Origin of the sequence: Amycolatopsis sp. NBC_00438, assembly GCF_036026695.1 — a bacterium.
GTDB lineage: Bacteria > Actinomycetota > Actinomycetes > Mycobacteriales > Pseudonocardiaceae > Amycolatopsis.
This window is the reverse complement of sequence record NZ_CP107923.1, coordinates 1,139,735-1,158,025: the sequence shown is the minus strand read 5'-3', so window position 1 is coordinate 1,158,025 and position 18,291 is coordinate 1,139,735. Positions and strand designations below refer to the sequence as shown.

The following is an 18,291-nucleotide window of genomic DNA, read 5'->3' as shown; positions in this document are numbered from 1 at the left end:
ACCGGAGCCGCCCGACACCGGAAGGGGTACAGCTCATGACCACTCGTCCGAGCATCCGCCGCACCGTGACCGTTCTCGCCGTGACCGGCGCCGCCGCGTCCGCTGTCGTCGTCGGAGCGGGGGCCGCCTCCGCGATGCCGACCGACTTCAACTGCACTTCGGGTCAGGTCGACACGACGCTGGTCGCCGGCGACCCCGGCGCGGGCCAGCGCTACGCCTCGGTGGTCTTCACCGCCAAGCCGGGCGAGACCTGCACCCTCCCGGGCGCGCTCCCGGTCAGCCTCACCGGCGCCGACGGCGTCACCGTGACCGCCGACCCGGCCGCCGCGGACGCCCCGCCGGTCACCGTCGCCGACGGCGCGCCCGCCTCGATGCTGCTGCACTGGACGGGCATCGAGGCCCCGGAGAACCAGGTGTCGCCCACCGGCGTCACGGTGACCGCGCCGGCGACGACCACTCCGCGCGGCGACACCTCCGACCCGGCGATCACCCTGCTCTGGAACCAGGGCGCGGTGGACGACTCCGCCGAGGCGCACGACCTGACCGTCGGCCCGGTGACCGCGGGCGAGCCCACGGCCTGACCCCACGTGCGCGGCCGGGCCGCAGACGTCGGAACGCTGCGGACCGCGCGGCAGCACGTGTCACGAGGGGCACCTTCATGGCTCTTGGCGCCATGAAGGTGCCCCTCACGGCTTTCCCGGAGTTACCGGCGGCCGCCGTGGTCGTCGCCCGGCTCGTGGTGACCACCGTGGTCGTCGCCCGGCTCCGCGCCCCGGCCGCCGTGGTCATCACCCGGCTCGGCGCCCCGGCCGCCGTGGTCGTCCCCGGGCTCCACACCCCGGCCGTGGTCATCACCCGGCTCCACAGTGGACCGGCCGTGGTCGTCGCCGGGCTCGGTCGTGCGGCCGCCGTGCCGGTCCGCCGACGGGTACGCGCTCGGGACGGACGTCGCGCTCGACGCCGGCGAAGACATCGACGCCTCCGGGACCGTGGACGTCGCCGAAACCGTGCTGTGCGTGGACGTTCCCGAGCTTGTCGAGACGGTGGACGGCCGGACGCCGTCGTCCGTGCCCGGGTGCGACGACGACGCCAGTGCCGCCGTCGTCCCGCCGATCGTGAGGGCCGCTCCCGCTACCGCGAACACCAGTACCTTGCGCATCGCTGCTCCTTTTCGTTCTCCGACAACGAAACCGAGCATCCCGCGACCGGTGATAGCGGCGCGCTTCCGGCAGCTTAAAGAACTCCTAAGGACGACCGAGCTCGATCAAGATCACCGCGCCGTGCGGCTGCGCCGACGACACGGAGAGCCGGCCGCCCGAGGACCGGGCCGTCTGGCGGGCGATGTCCAGCCCCAGTCCGGTGGATCCGGCGCCGCTCGCGCCGCGGACCGGGATCTCCGCGAAGCCCGGGCCCTGGTCCTCGATCACCAGCCGCACGCCGTCCCCCGCCGGGTGGAGCCGGATCGCGTACGTCGTTCCTTCGGGCGTGTGCGCGAAGATGTTGCCCAGCAACGCGTCCAGGCACGCGGCGAGTTCCGTCGCGCCGACCGCGACCGGCAGCGGCCCCGGGTCGAGATCCAGGTGCACCTCGCGGTCCTGGTCCTGGGCCAGCACCGACCAGAACGTCACCCGCTCGACGACGACCTCCGCCGCGTCGCACGAACCCGGTGCCGAGTCGCGGTGGCGTGCCTGCTCGATGAGCACCGTGACCTGGCGTTCCAGGCTCTCCGCGTGGCCGGTGATCCGCTCGGCCTCGTCGGGGTCGCGCAGGGACTCGGCGTCCAGCCGCAGCACGGTCAGCGGGGTCCGCAGGCGGTGCGAGATGTCGGCCACGGCCTCCCGTTCCTGCCGGACCAGCTCCCGGATCCGGGCGGCGAGCGAGTTCAAGGCCAGGGTCACCGACCGCACCTCCGCGGGCCCGCTGGTGTGCGCCCGCGCGTCGAGGTCGCCGGCGGCGAGCCGGCGGGACACCTCGGCGAGCTCGTGCACCGGCCGCACGACCGCGCGGGCCAGCCGATCGGCGACGAACACCCCGAGCGCCAGCAGCACCACCCCCAGGCCGGCCAGCACCAGCCACGCCGATCCCAGCCCGCGGGTCAGTTCCGCCCGGTCGACGTAGGCCCGCACCACCGCCGTCCCCTGCGGCAGGCCTTGGACGGCGACCAGGATCTCCCGCCCGTCCGCGTCTTCGACCGTCAGGCTGCCCTGCACGGCGGCCAGCTGGACACCGGGCGTGCGCGCGGCGGGCGCGCCGAGCACCGTGCCGTCGGGCAGGAACACCGTCACCGGGTGGCCCGCCGTCGTGTTGAGCTGGTCGATCGCCGGCTGCAGCGTGCGCGCGTCGGCCGTCGCCACCAGCGAGGTGAGCGACTGCGCCTTCGCCGTGGCGGCGGTGACCGCGCGGTCCGCGGTGACCGACTGCAGCAGGATCGCCAGGGGCACCAGGAAAGCGACGAGCACCAGGCTCATCGCGACGGCCACCAGCAGCGCGAGCCGTTTCCTCACGACCCCGCCCCCGGTTCGGCGAGCCGGACGCCGACCCGGCGCACGGTGTAGAGGTACCGCGGCTCCTGCGCGGTTTCGCCGAGCTTGCGCCGCAGCCACGACAGGTGCACGTCCACGGTCTTGTCCGCGCCCGCGTACGGCAGCTTCCAGACGTCCGCGAGCAGTTCGCGCTTGCTCACCACCGTCCCGGCGCGCGCGGCGAGGTAGTGCAGCAGGTCGAACTCACGCGGCGTGAGGTCGAGCGGTACACCGTCGAGTGACGCCTCCCGCGTCCGCGCGTCGACCGAGATCCCGCCGACGACGACCGGGGCCGTCGTCTCCTCGGCTTCGCTCCGCCGCAGCACCGCGCGGATCCGGGCGTCGAGCTGCGCGCCGCCGAACGGCTTCACGACGTAGTCGTCGGCGCCGGCGTCGAGCAGCCGGACGATCTCGTCCTCCGCGCCGCGGGCGGTGACGACGATGATCGGCACCGCGCTGACCGCCCGCACCATGCGCAGCACCTCGCGGCCGTCGAGGTCGGGCAGCCCGAGGTCGAGCAGGACGACGTCGGGACGGTCGGTCACCGCCGCCTGCAGCCCGGACATCGCGGTCGCGGCGGACGTGACGGTGTGCCCGCGGTCGGTCAACGCGCGGAGCACCGCTGTGCGGATGGTCGGGTCGTCCTCGACGATCAACACCGTGGCCATGACCAGGACCGTATACCGGCTCGGCCGCGCGGAGCCGATCCCGGCGAACCCTAGGGACGCCTTAGGCGCGCCTTAACCTTTCGGGTGGCACAGTGGTCCGCATGAGACGACGGGTGCTGCTGATCGTGGTGGGGTGGCTGGTCGCCGCCGGCGCCACGGCCGCGGTCGCCACCTTCGCCCTGGACGTGGTCGGCGCGGGCATCCTCGGCCCGCAGAACCAGCCACTGTCCCAGGACGACGTCACCCGCGCGCTCGCGGCCGCGCCGGCGCCGGTCACCACTTCGGCGCCGGCCACCGCTGCGTCTTCGAGCACCACGTCTTCGAGCGCCGCGTCGCCGAGCACCCCGGCGCCGCGCGGCCTGACCGTCCCCGGCGGCAGCATCGTCGCCGAGTGCGCGGGCGGGCAGGTGACGCTGCGGTCGTGGAGCCCGGACCCGGGCTACCGCACCGACGACGTCTCCCGCGGCCCGGCCGCCTCGGCGTCGATCAAGTTCAAGAACGGCGGTACCGAGAACGTCGTGGTCGTGACGTGCACCGGCGACGAGCCGCACGCGGCGACGGTCGCCGACGACCACCACGGAGGTCGCGGAAACGGCTAGCGCAGTGGCTGGCACGTTGGCCTGGGTTGCGGTGGGCGCGCTGTCGTGGCCGGCAGCGGATGTCCGGCCGGATCGGCACCTGACCGAACACCCACGCCCCGGGGCCGGCGTTCCGGCCGGACTCCCGTGGCAGGCCGCTCGCCGGGCGGGCGCTCTCCACGTGCGTTGACCGGTTCGGTCCCGGAGTCGACGATCGACACGCGTCGGCCATTCCATCGCCGTGTTGGCCGTTCCCGTCGCCGAGTCGGCCCCGCGCGTGACCGTCTTCAGCCGGCACCGCGACGGAGGGCCGACCGCCGACGGGCGGGCTAGCGTGGCAGGCCGGCGTTGAGCTGCGCCAGGACGCCGTGCGGGAACGGCAGTGGCACGGTGCTGACCTCCGTCAGCCGGTCCAGCTGGGCCTCCGTCAGGTCGAGGGCGAGCGCGCCGAGGCTCTCGGTCAGCTGCTCCGGTGACCGGGCGCCGATCAGCGGGGCCGACGTCGCGGGCCGGCGCGTCACCCAGTGCAGGGCGACCTGTGCCGGCGTCGCGCCTGCCTCGGCGGCGATCTCGCGAACCGCATCGAGGATCGGCCACCGCGTCTCGGGCACGTCCGTTCCCGTGAGGCGGCCGGTGCCCGTGCCGTCGCGGGTGTACTTGCCGCTGAGGAAGCCGCCGCCGATCGCGCCCCACGGCTGGATCGCGATGCCGAATTCCTGGGCCAGTGGCACGTATTCGGCCTCGATCGACCGCTCGACCAGGGAGTAGGCCAGCTGCAGCGCCGTCACCGGCGGGCCGCCGAGCATGGCCGCCTTCGTCGCGTACCACGCCGGGACGTCGCTGAGCCCGACGGCGCGGATCTTCCCGGCCCGCACCAGCTCGTCGAACGCGGCCATCACCTCTTCGGCCGGGGTGGAGCCGTCCCAGACGTGCAGCCAGTACAGGTCGACGTGGTCGACGCCGAGCCGGCGCAGCGACGCCTCGAGCGAGGCGACCATGTTCTTGCGCCCGTTGCTGCGGCGCCGGGGGTCCGACACCGGGCCGCCCTCACCGAACTTGGGCCCGGAGTACTTGGTGGCGAGCACGATGTCGTCGCGGTCGGCGTCCCGCAGGAACTCGCCGACGAGCACTTCGCTGCGGCTGTCGCCGTAGTTGTCCGCCGTGTCGACGAAGTTGCCGCCGCCGTCGACGTAGGTGCGGAAGATCTTGCGGGCGGTGTCGTCGTCGGCGCAGTGGGAGCCGGTACCGAAAGTCATCGCGCCCAGGGCCAGCGGCGAGACCCGCAGGCCGGAGCGGCCCAGGGGCCGGTAGTGGTCGAGTTCGGTCATGCCGTCGATCGTGCAACCCGGACCGCGCTCCGGGTCAACCCCGATCGGGTGATGCACAACCGGGCAAGAACGAGGAGAAAAGCAGGCATACCCCCGGCGATCGGCTGGTGAACGTCCGGTGTGCGCTAATCTGCCCGAATCTCGGTCGTCGCTGGTAGACGGCCTCCCCGGATGGCGAGGAGTCGAATTCGTGCAACCGAACCTGGGGCCAGGTGAAGACTTCCAACTCCTGCTGGACCGGCAGGTCCGGGACATGCAGGCGAAGGCGGCCGCGCTGAGCGAAGCGCTTTCGACCGCCGGGGCCACCGTGCGGACCCGCGACGGAGCCGTCACCGTGACCCTCGCCCCCAACGGCGCCCTCACCAACCTCGAACTCGGCTTCCGGGCGTGCGAGATGGGCCCGGCCCGGCTGACCGCGGCGATCATGGGCGCGGTCCGCGACGCGCAGCGCCAGACCGCCCGCAGCGTCGCCGATTCCTTCGCGACCATCAACGGGGACAGCGAATCGACCGACATGGTCCGGTCGTTCCTGCCGCCGGACCCGCCGCCGGACGGGGACTTCGCGGCGCCGGAGAACGCCGAGCCCGAGCGGACCCCGCCGCCCGCCGCGACCCCACCCCCGCCGCCACCGCCGCGGCCGTCCGCGCCGCCGCCTGCCGGGCCGGCCCCGCGTCGCCGTCCCTCGGCCGACGACACCTTCGACGACGAATCGAACCCCTGGTGAGCGGCGGCGGTTTCCGGGTCGATTCCGAGCCGCTGGCGAAGTTCGGCCAGCACCTCGACGAACTCGAGAGCAACTTGAAGAGCACGGCCGACCTGGTCGGCGGCATGACCTGCGACCCCGGCATGTTCGGCATCAACCCGGCGTGCCAGCTGATGGCCGCGGGCGCGAGCACGTGGACCGACAAGGCGCACCACCAGTTCGGGGACTACGCGAAGACCATCGGCGAGTTCGCGGACAAGGTCACCGAGGCCGCGAAGCGGTACAAGTCCGGTGAGCAGGACGCCGTCGATTCGATCGTGAGGTTCGAATAATGGCCGACGACTACAAGAGCAAGGACGTCAGCCTCCACGGCGGCGAACTGTTCAACAGCGACAACGCGTCGGCCGGGGCCGGGTTCTTCGAGGCGGCGGTGGGCCTGGACAAGGCCGTCAAGGAGAACGACAAGGTCGCGATCGGCATCGGTTCGGCGGGCATGGCGCTGGAGACCATCGGTCTCGTGCTGGACCCGATCGGCAGCCTGCTGACCGCCGGGATCGGCTGGCTCATCGAGCACATCACGATCCTGCGGTGGCCGCTGGACATCCTGATGGGCGACCCGATCGGCATCGCGGCGGCCAGTGAGGCGCTCACGGCCGAGAAGAAGAAGCTCGAAGAGTGGTCCACGGGCCACCAGCAAGCGCTCGACACGCTGATGAAGGACTGGTCCGGCAAGGCGGCCGACGCGTTCAAGAAGGACATGGACGCGGTCACCGAGCAGCTGAGCTCGCTCGGCTGGTACCTGGACCAGGCCGGCAAGAACATGAAGATCGCCGGCGGCATCGTCGGCGCGTTCCGCGGTATCTTCCGCGACCTGATCGCGATGCTCCTGGCGACGATCATCAAGGGCGCCCTGATCGCCGCGGCGCTGGCCCCGGTGACGTTCGGTGCGTCGATCGCGATCTTCGTCGGCACGACGATCGGCACGGTGGCCACGGCCCTGGGCAAGATCGGCACGAAGCTCATCCAGCTGGCCAAGAAGCTGGGCGACCTGGTGGCGTCGCTGGCGAAGATGGGCAAGGCGGGCGACGAGCTGGCCGGGGCGAAGCCCCCGGCCAGCAGCCTGACGCCGACGCCCACCCCGAAGCCGCCCGCCACGCCGTTGCCGAAGCCGGACGCGACGCCGGCACCGCCGAAGCCGGGCGACAGCACCGCGACGCCCCCGCCGGCGACACCCAAACCCGACCCCGCGGCGCCGAAGCCGGACCCGGCGCCGTCGTCCTCTTCGACCACCCCCGACCCGGCTCCGACCCCGCCGAAGCCCGAACCGAAGCCGGACACCACCCCGTCTTCGGCCACTCCGGACCCGGTGCCGGCGACACCGAAGCCCGACCCGGCACCGTCGACCCCGGACCCGGCCACACCCAAGCCGGACACCACGCCGTCCTCGGCGACCCCGGACCCGACGCCCACACCGACCCCGGCGACACCGAAGCCCGAACCCGCGCCGCCGACCCCGAAGCCGGACACCACGCCCTCTTCGGCGACCCCGGACCCGACGCCGACGCCGACTCCGGCAACGCCGAAGCCCGAACCCGCGGCGCCGAAGCCGGACCCGGCACCGTCGTCCTCGTCGGCCACCCCCGACCCGGCCCCGACGCCGGCACCGCCCAAGCCCGACCCGGCACCGTCCTCGTCGTCGACGACCCCGGACCCGGCGCCGCCCAAGCCGGATCCCGCGCCACCCAAGCCGGACCCGGCGCCGTCGTCGGCCACGCCCGACCCGGCGGCCCCACCGGCGCCGGCCCCGCACAAGCCGTTCACCGACCAGATGACCAACGTCATCAGGGACAAACTGTCCAAGATGGACGGTGTGACGCCGGAGATCATGCAGAAGTTCGACAAGATCAGCAACTTCTCCGTGCACGAGCTCGGCAAGGTCTTCGGCAAGGAAGGCGCCGAGAAGTTCGAGTCGGCCGTCAAGGTCATGACCGACCCGTGGTTCGGCAAGTCCGGCCTGGCCGGCAAGACCGTCGTCGACCTGATCAAGGGCGTGCCGGCCAGCATCGGCAACGTCACCGGCGGCGACGACGACAACTAGTCCACGCCCGTGACCGGCGCACGCCGCCGGTCACGGGTCGGACAGGATCACCGCGCGCGAGGCCAGGTGCAGCGCCAGCCGCTCGTCCGGGCGGGACAGGTCCACCCCGAGCAGCTGCTCGATCCGCGCGATCCGCGCCGCCACCGTGTTGCGGTGCACGCCGAGCACGGTCGCCGTCTCCGCGATGGACGACTCCGCGTCCAAATAGGACGCCAACGTCCGCACCAGGTCCCCTGGCGCCTCCCACAAGGGCGCGACCAGCGCGCGGGCCGCGGGTTCGAACGTGTCGGTGCGGGTCCACTCCAGCAGCAGCTGCGCCATGCCCAGCTGGTCGACGTGCAGGAAGTGCCCCGTCTCGGGGCGGGTCGCGGCGAGGCGGGCGGCGTCGCTCGCCTCGGCGACCGTCGCGGCCAGGCCGTCCGGACGCGGGTGCGGCCGGCCCACGCCCATGTGCGCGCCCAGCCGCAGAGCCCGGTGCGCGGCCTGCAGCCGGCTCGCCAGCGAGCGCACCCGCTCGGCCGTCGGCTCCTGGTCGAAGGTGACCCAGCCGGTCCAGCCGTCGCCGTGCTCGACCACCACCGCGTCGACGTCCTCCGCGCGCAGCGCCCGCACGACCTCCTGGGTGCGCGCGACGGTGTCGACCGACGCGGAGACGCCGATGTGCAGCCCGACGTGCCAGCCGCCGAGGCGCCAGCCCGCGTCGGCGACGCGACGGCGCAGGTCCGCGCCCGGTTCCGTGTCGAGGCGCAGCAGGTCGCCGAGCAACGCCGTGCGCGAGCGCGCGTCGCGTTCGAGCTCCAGGCGGTTGGCGAGCAGCCAGCGCTGCACCGCCCCGGCCGCGACGGCGAGGGCGGGCGGGACGACGTCCGCGCGGGCGGCCTCGGTGCCGCGGAGCTCGACGGCCAGCCACACGGCCAGCGCGGGGTGCGCGAGGAGCACGCCGTCGTCGAGCGCGATCCGCTGCGGCACCGGTTCGCCGAGCCGGATCCGCCCGGCTTCGGCGAGTTCCCCGGCCAGGGGCGCGCCGCGGTCGTCGAGCACCGCGACCGGCGAGCGCAGTAGCCGACGCAGCACCGCGACGACCTCCTCGGGCGGGCGCGGCCGATCGCCGAGGGCGCGGTGCGTGGCCAGGACGAGGTCCGCCCGCGCCAGTTCCGGCGCCGCGAGCAGCAACCGCGCCTCCACGACGAGATCCAACGGCGACGCATCGGTGTTCAGCAGCGGCACGGCCAGCCGGTCGGCCAGCAACCGCGACGCGGCGAGCGGCTCGACGCCGGGCAACAGCACACCGGTCGCCCCGGCGTCGGCGCAGCGCCGGAGCAGGGCATCGATCTGCCAGTCGGTCCCGGCGACCGGCCGCACGACGACGACCAGCTCGTCCGGCACCGGATCGTGGGACGCGTCCAAAGTGGCCTGAACCGTCGCGAGTGGACGGTCGAGGCCCGCGGCGCCGGCCACCAGCCGCACGTGCTCCGCCCAGCCGGGTGACGCGAGCACCCGCCGCAAGCTCATCGAGCACCCACCGCGGCGACGCGGCACACCCGCGCCCGCCGCCGGTCGGCTGCGACCACCGGAGGCCGCACTTCCTCCGCCCGAGCGGGCGCCCCGGGCAGCCGCCGCAGGCTCACCGGATCGCCATCGATCCCGCACCCGCACGGCTGCGACCGCCACGGAGCAGTACAGCTCGCCGACGCCGACGCCCGCCAACGACTCACCACAACACAACCCGTCCCGCACTCGCACAACGGCAACCTCGGCAACCGCCGCGGGCCGGCGCTACTCGGCGACACCACCGCCCACCGCGAGCTCACCCGACACCCACCGGGTCGCAGTCGATCCCCCACGCCCGCGGAAGCACCACCGGCAACCCGCCCCAGCCCCGCAGCGCCCACCACCCGCCGCGCGCTCACCCGACACCTACCGGGTCGCAGTCGATGCCGTACGCCCGCGGGTGCAGCACCGGCAACCGCCGCGGGTCGGTCCAGAAGGGTGCCGCTGCCAGCCTCACCACGTCGACCTCCACGCCTGCGCGGATGGCGTCGCACGTCACCGGGACTCCTGTTCGGTGGTCCAGTACCGAAAGGACGTCCGGTGTGGACGCCACCGGGGCGCCGTCGCGCAGGGCGAGCAAGTACTCGTTCTCCATCTCCAGCCGCAGCAGCGAACCGTCGGCGTGGTCGGCCAGGGTGAGGCTGCCGCGGCCGAACCCGGGGCTGCTCCGGCCGACGTGCCGGGCCACTTCCAGGACCCGGCCGCGGGCCAGGACCGAGCCCTCGAGGGCCGTTTCCAGCCGGTCACGCGCCGGGCTCTCGCCCAGGGCGAGGACGCGGCAGCCGAGGGCCAGCGCCGCGCTCGTCGTGCCCGGCACCGAGCACGCGGCCAGCTCGCCGGCCGGGATGGGCGCCAATGCGAACGCCGCCCAGCCACCCGAGCTGGCGACGAACGCCCGGGCGCCGCGTTCGACCATCGCGTCCGAGCCGGTCGCCAGCAGCATCACCTGGCCGCCCGGTTCGGCCAGCGCGGCCGGGGCGATGCCGCGGCCGGTGGCGGCGACCGCCAGCTGGTCGAGGCGGGGCAGGCCGCGGCCGGACAGGTCGGCGTCCACGTACGCCCGGCCGAGTTCGAGCGCCACCACCAGCGGCATCAAGCCGTTGAGGCCGCCGATCTCGATAGACATCACCGCGTCGGCGCGCTCGCCGGTCCAGCGTTCGACCGCCGCCACCGCGGCCGCGAACTCGTCGCCGCCCGGCAGTTTCTCGGTGAACGCCGCCGTCGCGCCGACCACGCCGACCGGGACCACGCGGGCCGCGGGTGGCAGCGAAGCCACCGGCCGCACGAGCGGCTCGTGCCCGCGTTCGAGCTGCCGCCGCAGCAGCACGGCGGCGGTGGCGGTGTCGCCGCCACCGCCGGACCCGAGCAGGGCGGCGCCGCGTTCGAGGGCGGGCACGTCACCGGCCGTGATGCGCATGGACGACCACATTAGCCGCCCTCAGCGCAACGCGTAGCCACCGTCGGGATACAACGTCGACCCGGTCGTGTAGCTGTTGCCGAACAGGTACAGCACCGCGTCGGCCACTTCGGACTCGCGCCCGACGCGGTGCAGCAGCGTGTCGCGCGAGTACTGCGTGAAGCTCGCCTCCCGCACCGCCGCCGGCCGCCCGGCCCAGAGGTTGCCGTCGATCGTGCCCGGGGCGACGACGTTCACCTGGACCGGCGCCAGCTCCACCGCGAGCCCGCGCCCGAGGCCTTCGATCGCCGCGTTGCAGGCGACGTACGCGGGCGCCGCACCCGGTGGCCGGACGCTCGCCGCGCCGGACATCAGCACGATCGACCCGTCGGGGGCCAGCCGAGGCGCCGCGTGCTTCACGGCGTGGTACTGGCCCCAGAACTTCGTCTCGAACGGACTCGCCGCGTCCGCGTCGCTCAGCTCGCGCATCGGTCCGACCACATAGGACGCCCCGGGCGTGAACAGGTGGTCGACGCGGTCGAGCGCGCCGAAGAACGCGGCCAGGGAGTCCTGGTCGGTGCTGTCGACGGCCTGCCAGGTGGCCCCGATCGCCGAGGCCGCGTCGGCCAGTTTCGCCGGCGTGCGGCCGCCGAGGTGCACCTTGGCCCCACCAAGAGCCGCTCGCCGGGCGACCTCGAGGCCGATGCCCGAGCCGCCGCCGATGATCACGACGGTCCGGTCTTCCAGCGTGCTCACGCGATCTCCTCGACGGGGGTGAAAGGGTGCGGCAGCCCGAAGGCGGCCGGGCCGAACGTGTCCAGGGCCTCGGGCGTGCGCATCAGCGGCGGGGTCGAGATGCCGACGACCGTGACGCGCTGGCCGTACCGCAGGGTCTCGGTGGTGATCGGCTCGGCCGTCGACGCCTCCAGCACGCAGATCAGGTCCGGCACCAGGCAGCGCACCTCGCCGTCCACAGTGGCCAGGAGGTTCTCGTTCTGGAACAGGATCTCCAGCTTGTGCGCGCCGTCGAACGACACCGCCGCCGCGCGTCCCCGGGCGAACCCTTCCTCGGTCCGGCGCTCCACATCGGACACCTTGCCGCGGAACAGCACCCGCAGGTGCTGGTACGGCGTCTCGGCCAGCGCCGTGGCCAGCCGGGACACCGGATCCTCGGTGCGCGACCGGGCCTCCCGGATGGTCCGGCCCACGGTCAGCGCCAGCGAAAGCGTTTGCGGTACGGCCGTCCGCTTCACGTCGGCGCCGCTCATCGCGTACTCGGCGATGTGCGCGACGCCGCCGAGCCGGACGGTGACGCCGCGTGCCAGCCACTCCATCCGCCGGTTGTCGGGGCCGGTGTCGATCACCGCCGTCTCGCCGCGCTCGCCGCCGATGGCCATCGGCGAGCCCGGGACGCCGTACACGCCGAACGTCTCCATCTGCAGCTCGGGAAATGCGCGGCCCATGCCGTCGGCGTCGACCACGGGCAGCCCGAGCCGCGCGCCGACGAGCAGCGGGATCATCGAGTTGATCCCGCCGCACTCGATCGGCATGGTGGCGTCGGCGCGCCGGCCGAGGTGCTTCTCGAGGGTCCGCAACGCCAGCACCGGCTCGGCTCCGCTGGGCAGCTTCTCGTGCACCACGGTCGGCGCGCCCATCTGCGCGGTCGGGATGACCAGGGCGTCGTCGGCCACTTCGGCCGGGTCGAGGACGGTGACCGGCCCGTGCGCGCGGATCGCCTCGCGCACGAGCAGCTGCCCGACGTACGGGTCGCCGCCCCCGCCGGTGCCGAGCACGGCGGCGCCGCGGGCGAGGTCGGGCAGGTCGTCCTCGGTCAGGGTCCAGCTCATCCGGCCACCCCGATCGGGTCGATGTCGTAGCCGAAGTACCGCGGCCCGGCCAGCGCGAGACCCTCCGGGGTGTGCCAGCGCGGGTCGGCGGGCGCGGCGATGACCGTGACGCGCTGGCCGTACCGCAGGCCTTCGGTGGTCACGGCCTCGCCGGACTCGCGTTCCAGCGTGCAGATCAGGTCCGGCACGGACGCCTCGACGACGCCGTCGCGTTCGGCGACCAGGTGCTCGTTCTGGAACCGCAGCACCAGTTCCGCGCCCGTGTCGCCGTCCATTCCGGACAGCCGGGCCTCGCCGCGGGCGAAGCCGGTGACCGTCCGGCGGGCCACGTCGACGACCTTGCCGCTGAACAGCCGCCGGCCGCCGAGCCGGTCGACGACCCGCGCGACGGGGTCTTCGTGCGCAGCGCGTGCCGCACGCACCAACGCGCCCAGCTCGGCGCACAGGCTCAACGTCCCGGGCACGAGGGCCTCGCGGGCCTGCGCGCCGGACATCGCGTAGTTGCTGATCATCGCCGAACAGCCCATGTCGATGGTCGCCGACCGGGCCAGCCGCTCGGCCCAGTGGTTGTCCACTGTGTCCAGTACCCCGCGGTTGCCCTTTTCGTCCGCGATGGACATCGGGGTCGCGCGGATTCCGTACAATGTCGGCAAAACCATTTGCAGTTCCGGGAACGCGCGGCCCATGCCGTCGGCGTCGACCAGGGGCAGGCCCAGCTGCGCGGCCGCGACGACCGGGATCAGCGAGTTGACGCCGCCCGCCTCGGCGCACGCGATGTGCGTCAGCTCCTTGCCGAGGTACCCGGCGAGCGTCCGCGCGGCAAGACCCACCTGTTCGGCCGAGGGCAGCTTCTCCACCATGACCGTCGGCGCGCCCATCATCGCCACGGGCAGCACGACGGCATCGTCGTCCAGGTCGGCCAGGGGAACGAGCGGCACCGGGCCGTCCGCCCGGACGGCCGCGGTGGCCAGCAACCGGCCGATGTACGGGTCTCCCCCGCCGCCGGTGCCGAGGATCGCCGCGCCGCGCGCGATGTCGGCCAGGTCCGCTTCGGTGATCTCGCGCATCACGCCCCCAGCTGCAGGTCGCCGACGGCCTTGACGCGGATGCGCGTGGCGTTGCCGGGCAGGTACGGGATGGGCACCTCGTCGAAGTCGACGATGCCGACCGAGGCCGGCGACGCGCCCGCGGCCACCGCCCGGTCGATCGCCTCCTGTTTGGCTTCGTCCACAACGGACTCCCGGCGGCCGGGTTCGATCACGTAGACGCGGTCGACCTCGCCGCCGATCTGCGCGATGGCCGCGCCGATGGCGTTGGCCACGGCGTAGTTCTCCGGGCGGTGCACCTCGCCGCACCCGGCCAGCTCGTCGGGCAGCAGCACCGAGCCGCCGCCGACCGCCACCACCGGCAGCGGTTCGGCGGAGGTCCGCATCCGTTCGACCACATCGGACACCTCGGCGGCGATCTTCTCCAGCGCGGCCCGCACCAGCGAGCGGTCGAGGTGCGCGACCAGCGACGCGTCCCCGATGTCCGCCCGGCCCGCGGCGACCGCGATGTCCGTCGCGGTGAGCGTGTCGCCACCGAAGACGAGAGCCTTGGACGTCAGCTCGTAGCCGACGGAGTCGGGCCCGACCGTGACGTTCCCGCGCACCCGGCTGCCGCCGCCGAGGCCGATCGACAGGACGTCCGGCATCCGGAAGTTGGTCCGGATCCCGGCGACGCTGACGTCGGTGGTCGCCTCGCGCGGGAAGCCTTGCCGCAGGACACCGACGTCCGAAGTCGTGCCGCCGACGTCGACCACCGCGCAGGTGTCCAAACCGGACAGCACGGCCGCGCCGCGCATCGAGTTGGTCGGCCCGGAAGCGAAGGTCGCCACCGGGTAGCGGCGGGCGAAGTCGACGTCCATCAGGGTGCCGTCGTTCTGGCTCAGGTACAGCGGCGCGGTGATGCCCGCGCCGGTGACCGACGCCGCCAGGCCGTCGACGATGTGCGCGGCCAGCTCCCGCAGTGCCGCGTTGATCACGGTCGCGTTTTCCCGTTCCAGCAGGCCGATCCGGCCGATCTCGTGGGATAGCGAGATCGCGACGTCCGGCAGCTGCGCGCTGATGATCTCCGCCGCGCGGGTCTCGAACTCGGCGTTGACCGGGGAGAATACCGAGGTGATCGCGACGCTACGCACCCCGGCCGCTCCCATGTCGTCGGCGGCCTTGCGCAGCTCGCTCTCGTCGAGCTCCGCGATGTGGCGGCCGTCGAACTCGTGTCCACCGTGGACCAGGTAGCTGCGCCCGGACACGGCGTCGACGAGCCGTTGCGGCCAGTCGACCATCGGCGGCAGCGACGCGCCGGCCGGCAGGCTGAGCCGCACGGCCGCGGTCGGTGCGAGCCGGTGCGCCTCGACCAGGGCGTTGATGAAGTGCGTGGTGCCGATCATCACCGCCCGCACCGCCGCCGGATCGAACGCGCGTTGCCGTTGCAGGCCGTCGATCGCGGCGACGATGCCCGAGGTGACGTCCGCGGTCGTGCTGGTCTTGACCGAGGCGAGCACCTGCCGGCCGTCGAGCAGGACAGCGTCGGTGTTGGTGCCGCCGACGTCGATGCCGATGCGCACGAGGATTCTCCTTAAGCGGTCTGGACAGCGGGAGCGGCCTCGGCGGTCCGGCTGCTGCCGAACCCCCGCACCAGGCCGAGCTTCCCCGCGACGACGTACAGGACGAAGGCCACGACGAGCGAGTTGATGCTCGGCAGGCCCCATTCGACGAACTCCCCGAACAGCGCCGCGGCGACCCAGACGACGAGCGTGGCGGGCACCCACAGCGGCGCGTCGTCGGGCACGGCGCCGCGGGCACGGGCGCTTTCCAGGTCCCCGCGCCACTTCTTGACCACGAAGTACTCGGCGACCATGATCCCGGCGATCGGCGGGAACGCGACCCCCAGGACGGTGAGGAAGTCGGTGAACTTCGCCAGGATCCCGGCCGCGGCGAGCACGCTGCCGGCCAGGCCGAGCACCGCCGTGACGACGCCGCGGTGGGCTTTCTTCCCGGACACCGTGCCGATGAAGTTCACGACACCGAGGCCGGAGGAGTAGAGGTTCCAGTCGTTGATCTTCATCGTGCCCGCGATGACGATCAGCAGCCCGACCCAGCCGACCGACGACGTCACGATCGTGGTGATCCCGGCGGTGCCGACGGCGTGCGCGAGCAGCACGCCGGACAGGCCGATCACGTACTCGCCGAGCGTGACGCCGACCAGCGTCTGCTTGACGACGTCGGCCGTGGTGCGGTTGAAGCGGGTCATGTCCGGGGTGATGACGGCGCCGACGATGAAGCCGCCCGCCACCAGAGTGGTGCCCTGCAACAGGCTCAGCGACGGCCCGGGCGGGGCCGAGGAGACGAGCGCGCCGAGGTCGTGGCGGGTCAGTTCCGAGACGACCGACCAGCCGACCAGGATCAGGAACGCCGGCACGGTCACGTACGCCGTCCAGGCCATGGAATGGAAGCCCCGCACCACGATCGCGGTGACGAGCAGGCCGAACACGAGCGCCCAGCCCCACTCCGGCAGGCCGCCGATGAGCGCGACGAGACCCTGCGCGGACACCGCGGACTGGATGCCGAACCAGCCGATGAGGCTGATCCCGATGGCGAGACCGATGAGCGCCGAGCCGCCGCGGCCGAAACCGGTCCAGCGGGCGATCATGGACGTCGTCAGGCCCTCGCGGACGCCGATCACGCCGACGAGGATGGTGATGAACTCGAGGATGACCGACCCGAGGGTGAAGGCCAGGACCGCCTGCCAGAAGCCCATCCCGAAGCCGACGGTGGCTCCGAGCAGGAACTGGGACAGGGCGGACACCTGGCCGAACCGCTGGACCGCGACCGACCACCACGAGTACCGGGCGTGGTCCGGCACTCTGGTCAGGGCATAGTCGTCGACACCGACTGTTGAGGCCACGCCGACCTCCTTCTCCGGGCTGGGAAACGGTTCCTCGCACCGTAAGCAGCCCGCGTGACGACGTCACCGTGCGATGTGCACAGTCCCGGCGTCAGGGCTGTGCAGGTCGCATGGTCAGCCCAGCGGCTCCAGCCCGGTCAGCGTGACACTCTCCGCCCACAACCGCGCCGCGGACGGATCTTCGGTCAGGTTCGCCCAGCGTGGTTCGAGCCGGGGACGGCCGCGCAGGCCGAACGTCCGCGGGCCCCACAGCTGCCCGCCGGCGACGTCCGGGCCGAGCACCGCGCGGACGGCGGGACGCGCGCCCGCGTCCTTGCCCTGCAGCACCACCCGGGCCGGCAGCCCGCGCAGCCACTGCCCGGCGGTCCGGACGTGCACCGGCGGCCGCGACGGCGTCAGCGAGTCGAGCGCGCCGCCCGGGTGCGCGACGACGCTGAGCCGCTTCGATCCGGCGGCCCGCAACCGCCGGTCGAGCTCCAGCGCGAACAGCATCTGGGCCAGTTTGGACCGCTCGTAGGCGTGCTTCGGTTGGTAGTCGCGCTCGCTCTGGAGGTCGGCGAAGTCGAGGCTCGACGACTTCGCCGCGAAGCTGCCGGTGGTGACGATCCGGCCGTCCGGCGCGAGTTTCGGCAGCAGCCGCGCGACGAGGGCGAAGTGGCCGAGGTGGTTGGTGCCGAACATCATTTCGTGGCCGTCGGCCGTTTCGCGCCGCGGCGGCTCGTCGAGCATCACCCCGGCGTTGCAGACGAGGGCGTCGAGCGCGCCGACGGCGTCCGCGACCGGCTCGAGCGACGCCAGGTCGGCCAGGTCGATCCGGACGTGGCGGATCTTCGCGCCCGAGACGTGGGAGCGGATCGACGCGGCCGCCGCCTCGGCCTTCGCCGGGTCGCGGCTGCCGATGGTCACCTCGGCGCCCGCCGAAGCGAGCTGCTCGGCGGCGAAGTACCCGATGCCCGCGTTGCCCCCGGTCACCAGCACGTGCATCGTAAGTCCCCTCCGGGGCAGCATGCCAAGCTGTCTCCCGTGGACAACGCTACCGGGGACGAACCGGCCCGGGCGGGCTACCGCCGGTCGGCCGGCTCGCCGCGTGGGGAGGCGCGGCGCCGGGAGCTGCTCGAAAAGGTGACCGACGACGTCGCCGAGAACGGCCTCGTGGACTTCTCGCTCCGGCGGGCCGCACGCGCGGCCGGGACGACGCACAAGGTGCTGCTCTACCACTTCGACGGCACCGAAGACCTGCTCCGCCAGGCGGTCGTCACGCTGCGGGATCGCCGGATCGGCAACGCGCTGGCGGCGATCACCGTCGAGCAGGCGACGCTCGGCACCCGCGTCCGGGCCGCGTGGCACAGCCTCCGCGACGAGGAGTCGCGGCTGCGGCGCGTGCTCGACCAGGCGATGGGCCTGGCGATGTACGACCCGGGGCGGTACGCGGCCCTCGGCCGGGGCGCGTCACAGCAGTATCTGCCGGCGCTCGTGTCGTTCTGCCCCGCGCACTGGCCTGACCAGCGGAAACTCGAAGTCGCCGAGATGATCCTGGCGACCCTGCGCGGGTTCCTGGTGGACCTGCTGACCAGCGACGACGGCTCGGGCGCCGAAGCCGGGTTCCAGGCGCTGCTGCGCGCGGTGGAGCGGGAGGAAGCGGCGCGCTGAGT

Annotated in this window: 18 protein-coding genes; 6 read left to right on the top strand and 12 right to left on the bottom strand. The window is 73.3% G+C overall.

All coding sequences use genetic code 11. The features are described 5' to 3' along the window. The first annotated feature begins 35 nt into the window (after positions 1-35). Entirely contained in the window at positions 36-581 is a 546-nt protein-coding gene (locus OG494_RS05560) for a DUF4232 domain-containing protein (protein WP_328452588.1), read from the top strand. Positions 582-703: 122 nt separating this feature from the next. On the opposite strand, the gene OG494_RS05555 is transcribed toward OG494_RS05560, so the two are convergent. The 3 genes from OG494_RS05555 to OG494_RS05545 form a co-directional block, all read right to left on the bottom strand. Further along, on the bottom strand, positions 704-1,159 hold the full coding sequence (locus OG494_RS05555; protein WP_328452586.1) for a hypothetical protein: 456 nt from the start codon (positions 1,157-1,159) through the stop codon (positions 704-706). Positions 1,160-1,244: 85 nt separating this feature from the next. Next, on the bottom strand, positions 1,245-2,504 hold the full coding sequence (locus tag OG494_RS05550) for a sensor histidine kinase (protein WP_328452584.1): 1,260 nt from the start codon (positions 2,502-2,504) through the stop codon (positions 1,245-1,247). Next, a complete protein-coding gene (locus tag OG494_RS05545; RefSeq protein ID WP_328452583.1) occupies positions 2,501-3,190 on the bottom strand; it encodes a response regulator transcription factor in 690 nt (229 codons plus the stop codon). Before OG494_RS05545 ends, OG494_RS05550 begins: the two co-directional genes overlap by 4 nt. A 101-nt stretch (positions 3,191-3,291) precedes the next feature. Between OG494_RS05545 and OG494_RS05540 the strand changes: the two genes are divergently transcribed. Then, positions 3,292-3,789 carry a hypothetical protein gene (locus OG494_RS05540; protein WP_328452582.1) on the top strand — a complete coding sequence of 166 codons (498 nt, stop codon included), beginning with the start codon at positions 3,292-3,294 and terminating at the stop codon, positions 3,787-3,789. 308 nt (positions 3,790-4,097) lie between these two features. On the opposite strand, the gene OG494_RS05535 is transcribed toward OG494_RS05540, so the two are convergent. Continuing rightward, entirely contained in the window at positions 4,098-5,096 is a 999-nt protein-coding gene (locus OG494_RS05535; protein WP_328452580.1) for an aldo/keto reductase, read from the bottom strand. A 190-nt stretch (positions 5,097-5,286) separates the two neighbouring features. Between OG494_RS05535 and OG494_RS05530 the strand changes: the two genes are divergently transcribed. From OG494_RS05530 to OG494_RS05520, 3 genes are read left to right on the top strand one after another with little or no spacing between them, the layout of a single operon-like run. Next, a complete protein-coding gene (locus OG494_RS05530) occupies positions 5,287-5,820 on the top strand; it encodes a YbaB/EbfC family nucleoid-associated protein (RefSeq protein ID WP_328452578.1) in 534 nt (177 codons plus the stop codon). Beyond that, positions 5,817-6,131 carry a hypothetical protein gene (locus OG494_RS05525; protein WP_328452577.1) on the top strand — a complete coding sequence of 105 codons (315 nt, stop codon included), beginning with the start codon at positions 5,817-5,819 and terminating at the stop codon, positions 6,129-6,131. The genes OG494_RS05530 and OG494_RS05525 overlap by 4 nt, the downstream gene beginning before the upstream one ends. Continuing rightward, positions 6,131-7,897, top strand: a complete 1,767-nt coding sequence (locus tag OG494_RS05520) for a WXG100 family type VII secretion target (RefSeq protein ID WP_328452576.1) — start codon at positions 6,131-6,133, stop codon at positions 7,895-7,897. Before OG494_RS05525 ends, OG494_RS05520 begins: the two co-directional genes overlap by 1 nt. A gap of 30 nt (positions 7,898-7,927) precedes the next feature. On the opposite strand, the gene OG494_RS05515 is transcribed toward OG494_RS05520, so the two are convergent. The 8 genes from OG494_RS05515 to OG494_RS05480 form a co-directional block, all read right to left on the bottom strand. Further along, on the bottom strand, positions 7,928-9,409 hold the full coding sequence (locus tag OG494_RS05515; protein WP_328452574.1) for a helix-turn-helix domain-containing protein: 1,482 nt from the start codon (positions 9,407-9,409) through the stop codon (positions 7,928-7,930). Between the two features lie 394 nt (positions 9,410-9,803). Continuing rightward, positions 9,804-10,865, bottom strand: coding sequence for a DUF917 domain-containing protein (locus tag OG494_RS05510; RefSeq protein ID WP_328452572.1), 1,062 nt, complete (start codon positions 10,863-10,865; stop codon positions 9,804-9,806). 21 nt (positions 10,866-10,886) lie between these two features. Continuing rightward, a complete protein-coding gene (locus OG494_RS05505; protein ID WP_328452570.1) occupies positions 10,887-11,600 on the bottom strand; it encodes an SDR family oxidoreductase in 714 nt (237 codons plus the stop codon). Then, positions 11,597-12,691, bottom strand: coding sequence for a DUF917 domain-containing protein (locus OG494_RS05500; protein WP_328452568.1), 1,095 nt, complete (start codon positions 12,689-12,691; stop codon positions 11,597-11,599). Before OG494_RS05500 ends, OG494_RS05505 begins: the two co-directional genes overlap by 4 nt. Then, positions 12,688-13,758: a DUF917 domain-containing protein gene (locus tag OG494_RS05495; RefSeq protein WP_328452566.1), complete on the bottom strand. Its 1,071-nt coding sequence runs from the start codon at positions 13,756-13,758 to the stop codon at positions 12,688-12,690. The genes OG494_RS05500 and OG494_RS05495 overlap by 4 nt, the downstream gene beginning before the upstream one ends. Beyond that, a complete protein-coding gene (locus OG494_RS05490) occupies positions 13,758-15,299 on the bottom strand; it encodes a hydantoinase/oxoprolinase family protein (protein WP_328452564.1) in 1,542 nt (513 codons plus the stop codon). Before OG494_RS05490 ends, OG494_RS05495 begins: the two co-directional genes overlap by 1 nt. A gap of 11 nt (positions 15,300-15,310) precedes the next feature. Next, positions 15,311-16,639, bottom strand: coding sequence for a purine-cytosine permease family protein (locus OG494_RS05485; RefSeq protein WP_328452562.1), 1,329 nt, complete (start codon positions 16,637-16,639; stop codon positions 15,311-15,313). Between the two features lie 114 nt (positions 16,640-16,753). Further along, on the bottom strand, positions 16,754-17,623 hold the full coding sequence (locus OG494_RS05480; protein WP_328452560.1) for an SDR family NAD(P)-dependent oxidoreductase: 870 nt from the start codon (positions 17,621-17,623) through the stop codon (positions 16,754-16,756). Between the two features lie 39 nt (positions 17,624-17,662). Here OG494_RS05480 and OG494_RS05475 point away from each other — a divergent pair, with 39 nt between their 5' ends. Next, positions 17,663-18,289 carry a TetR/AcrR family transcriptional regulator gene (locus tag OG494_RS05475; protein ID WP_328452558.1) on the top strand — a complete coding sequence of 209 codons (627 nt, stop codon included), beginning with the start codon at positions 17,663-17,665 and terminating at the stop codon, positions 18,287-18,289. Positions 18,290-18,291 lie beyond the last annotated feature (2 nt).

What these genes read in the sequence shown, in the direction of transcription:
- OG494_RS05540 (WP_328452582.1), top strand. Translation starts at nt 3,292, where the DNA reads ATGAGACGACGGGTGCTGCTGATCGTGGTGGGGTGGCTGGTCGCCGCC.
- OG494_RS05555 (WP_328452586.1), bottom strand. Translation starts at nt 1,159, where the DNA reads ATGCGCAAGGTACTGGTGTTCGCGGTAGCGGGAGCGGCCCTCACGATC.
- OG494_RS05480 (WP_328452560.1), bottom strand. Translation starts at nt 17,623, where the DNA reads ATGCACGTGCTGGTGACCGGGGGCAACGCGGGCATCGGGTACTTCGCC.
- OG494_RS05510 (WP_328452572.1), bottom strand. Translation starts at nt 10,865, where the DNA reads ATGCGCATCACGGCCGGTGACGTGCCCGCCCTCGAACGCGGCGCCGCC.
- OG494_RS05560 (WP_328452588.1), top strand. Translation starts at nt 36, where the DNA reads ATGACCACTCGTCCGAGCATCCGCCGCACCGTGACCGTTCTCGCCGTG.
- OG494_RS05520 (WP_328452576.1), top strand. Translation starts at nt 6,131, where the DNA reads ATGGCCGACGACTACAAGAGCAAGGACGTCAGCCTCCACGGCGGCGAA.
- OG494_RS05500 (WP_328452568.1), bottom strand. Translation starts at nt 12,691, where the DNA reads ATGAGCTGGACCCTGACCGAGGACGACCTGCCCGACCTCGCCCGCGGC.
- OG494_RS05515 (WP_328452574.1), bottom strand. Translation starts at nt 9,409, where the DNA reads ATGAGCTTGCGGCGGGTGCTCGCGTCACCCGGCTGGGCGGAGCACGTG.
- OG494_RS05535 (WP_328452580.1), bottom strand. Translation starts at nt 5,096, where the DNA reads ATGACCGAACTCGACCACTACCGGCCCCTGGGCCGCTCCGGCCTGCGG.
- OG494_RS05495 (WP_328452566.1), bottom strand. Translation starts at nt 13,758, where the DNA reads ATGCGCGAGATCACCGAAGCGGACCTGGCCGACATCGCGCGCGGCGCG.
- OG494_RS05545 (WP_328452583.1), bottom strand. Translation starts at nt 3,190, where the DNA reads ATGGCCACGGTGTTGATCGTCGAGGACGACCCGACCATCCGCACAGCG.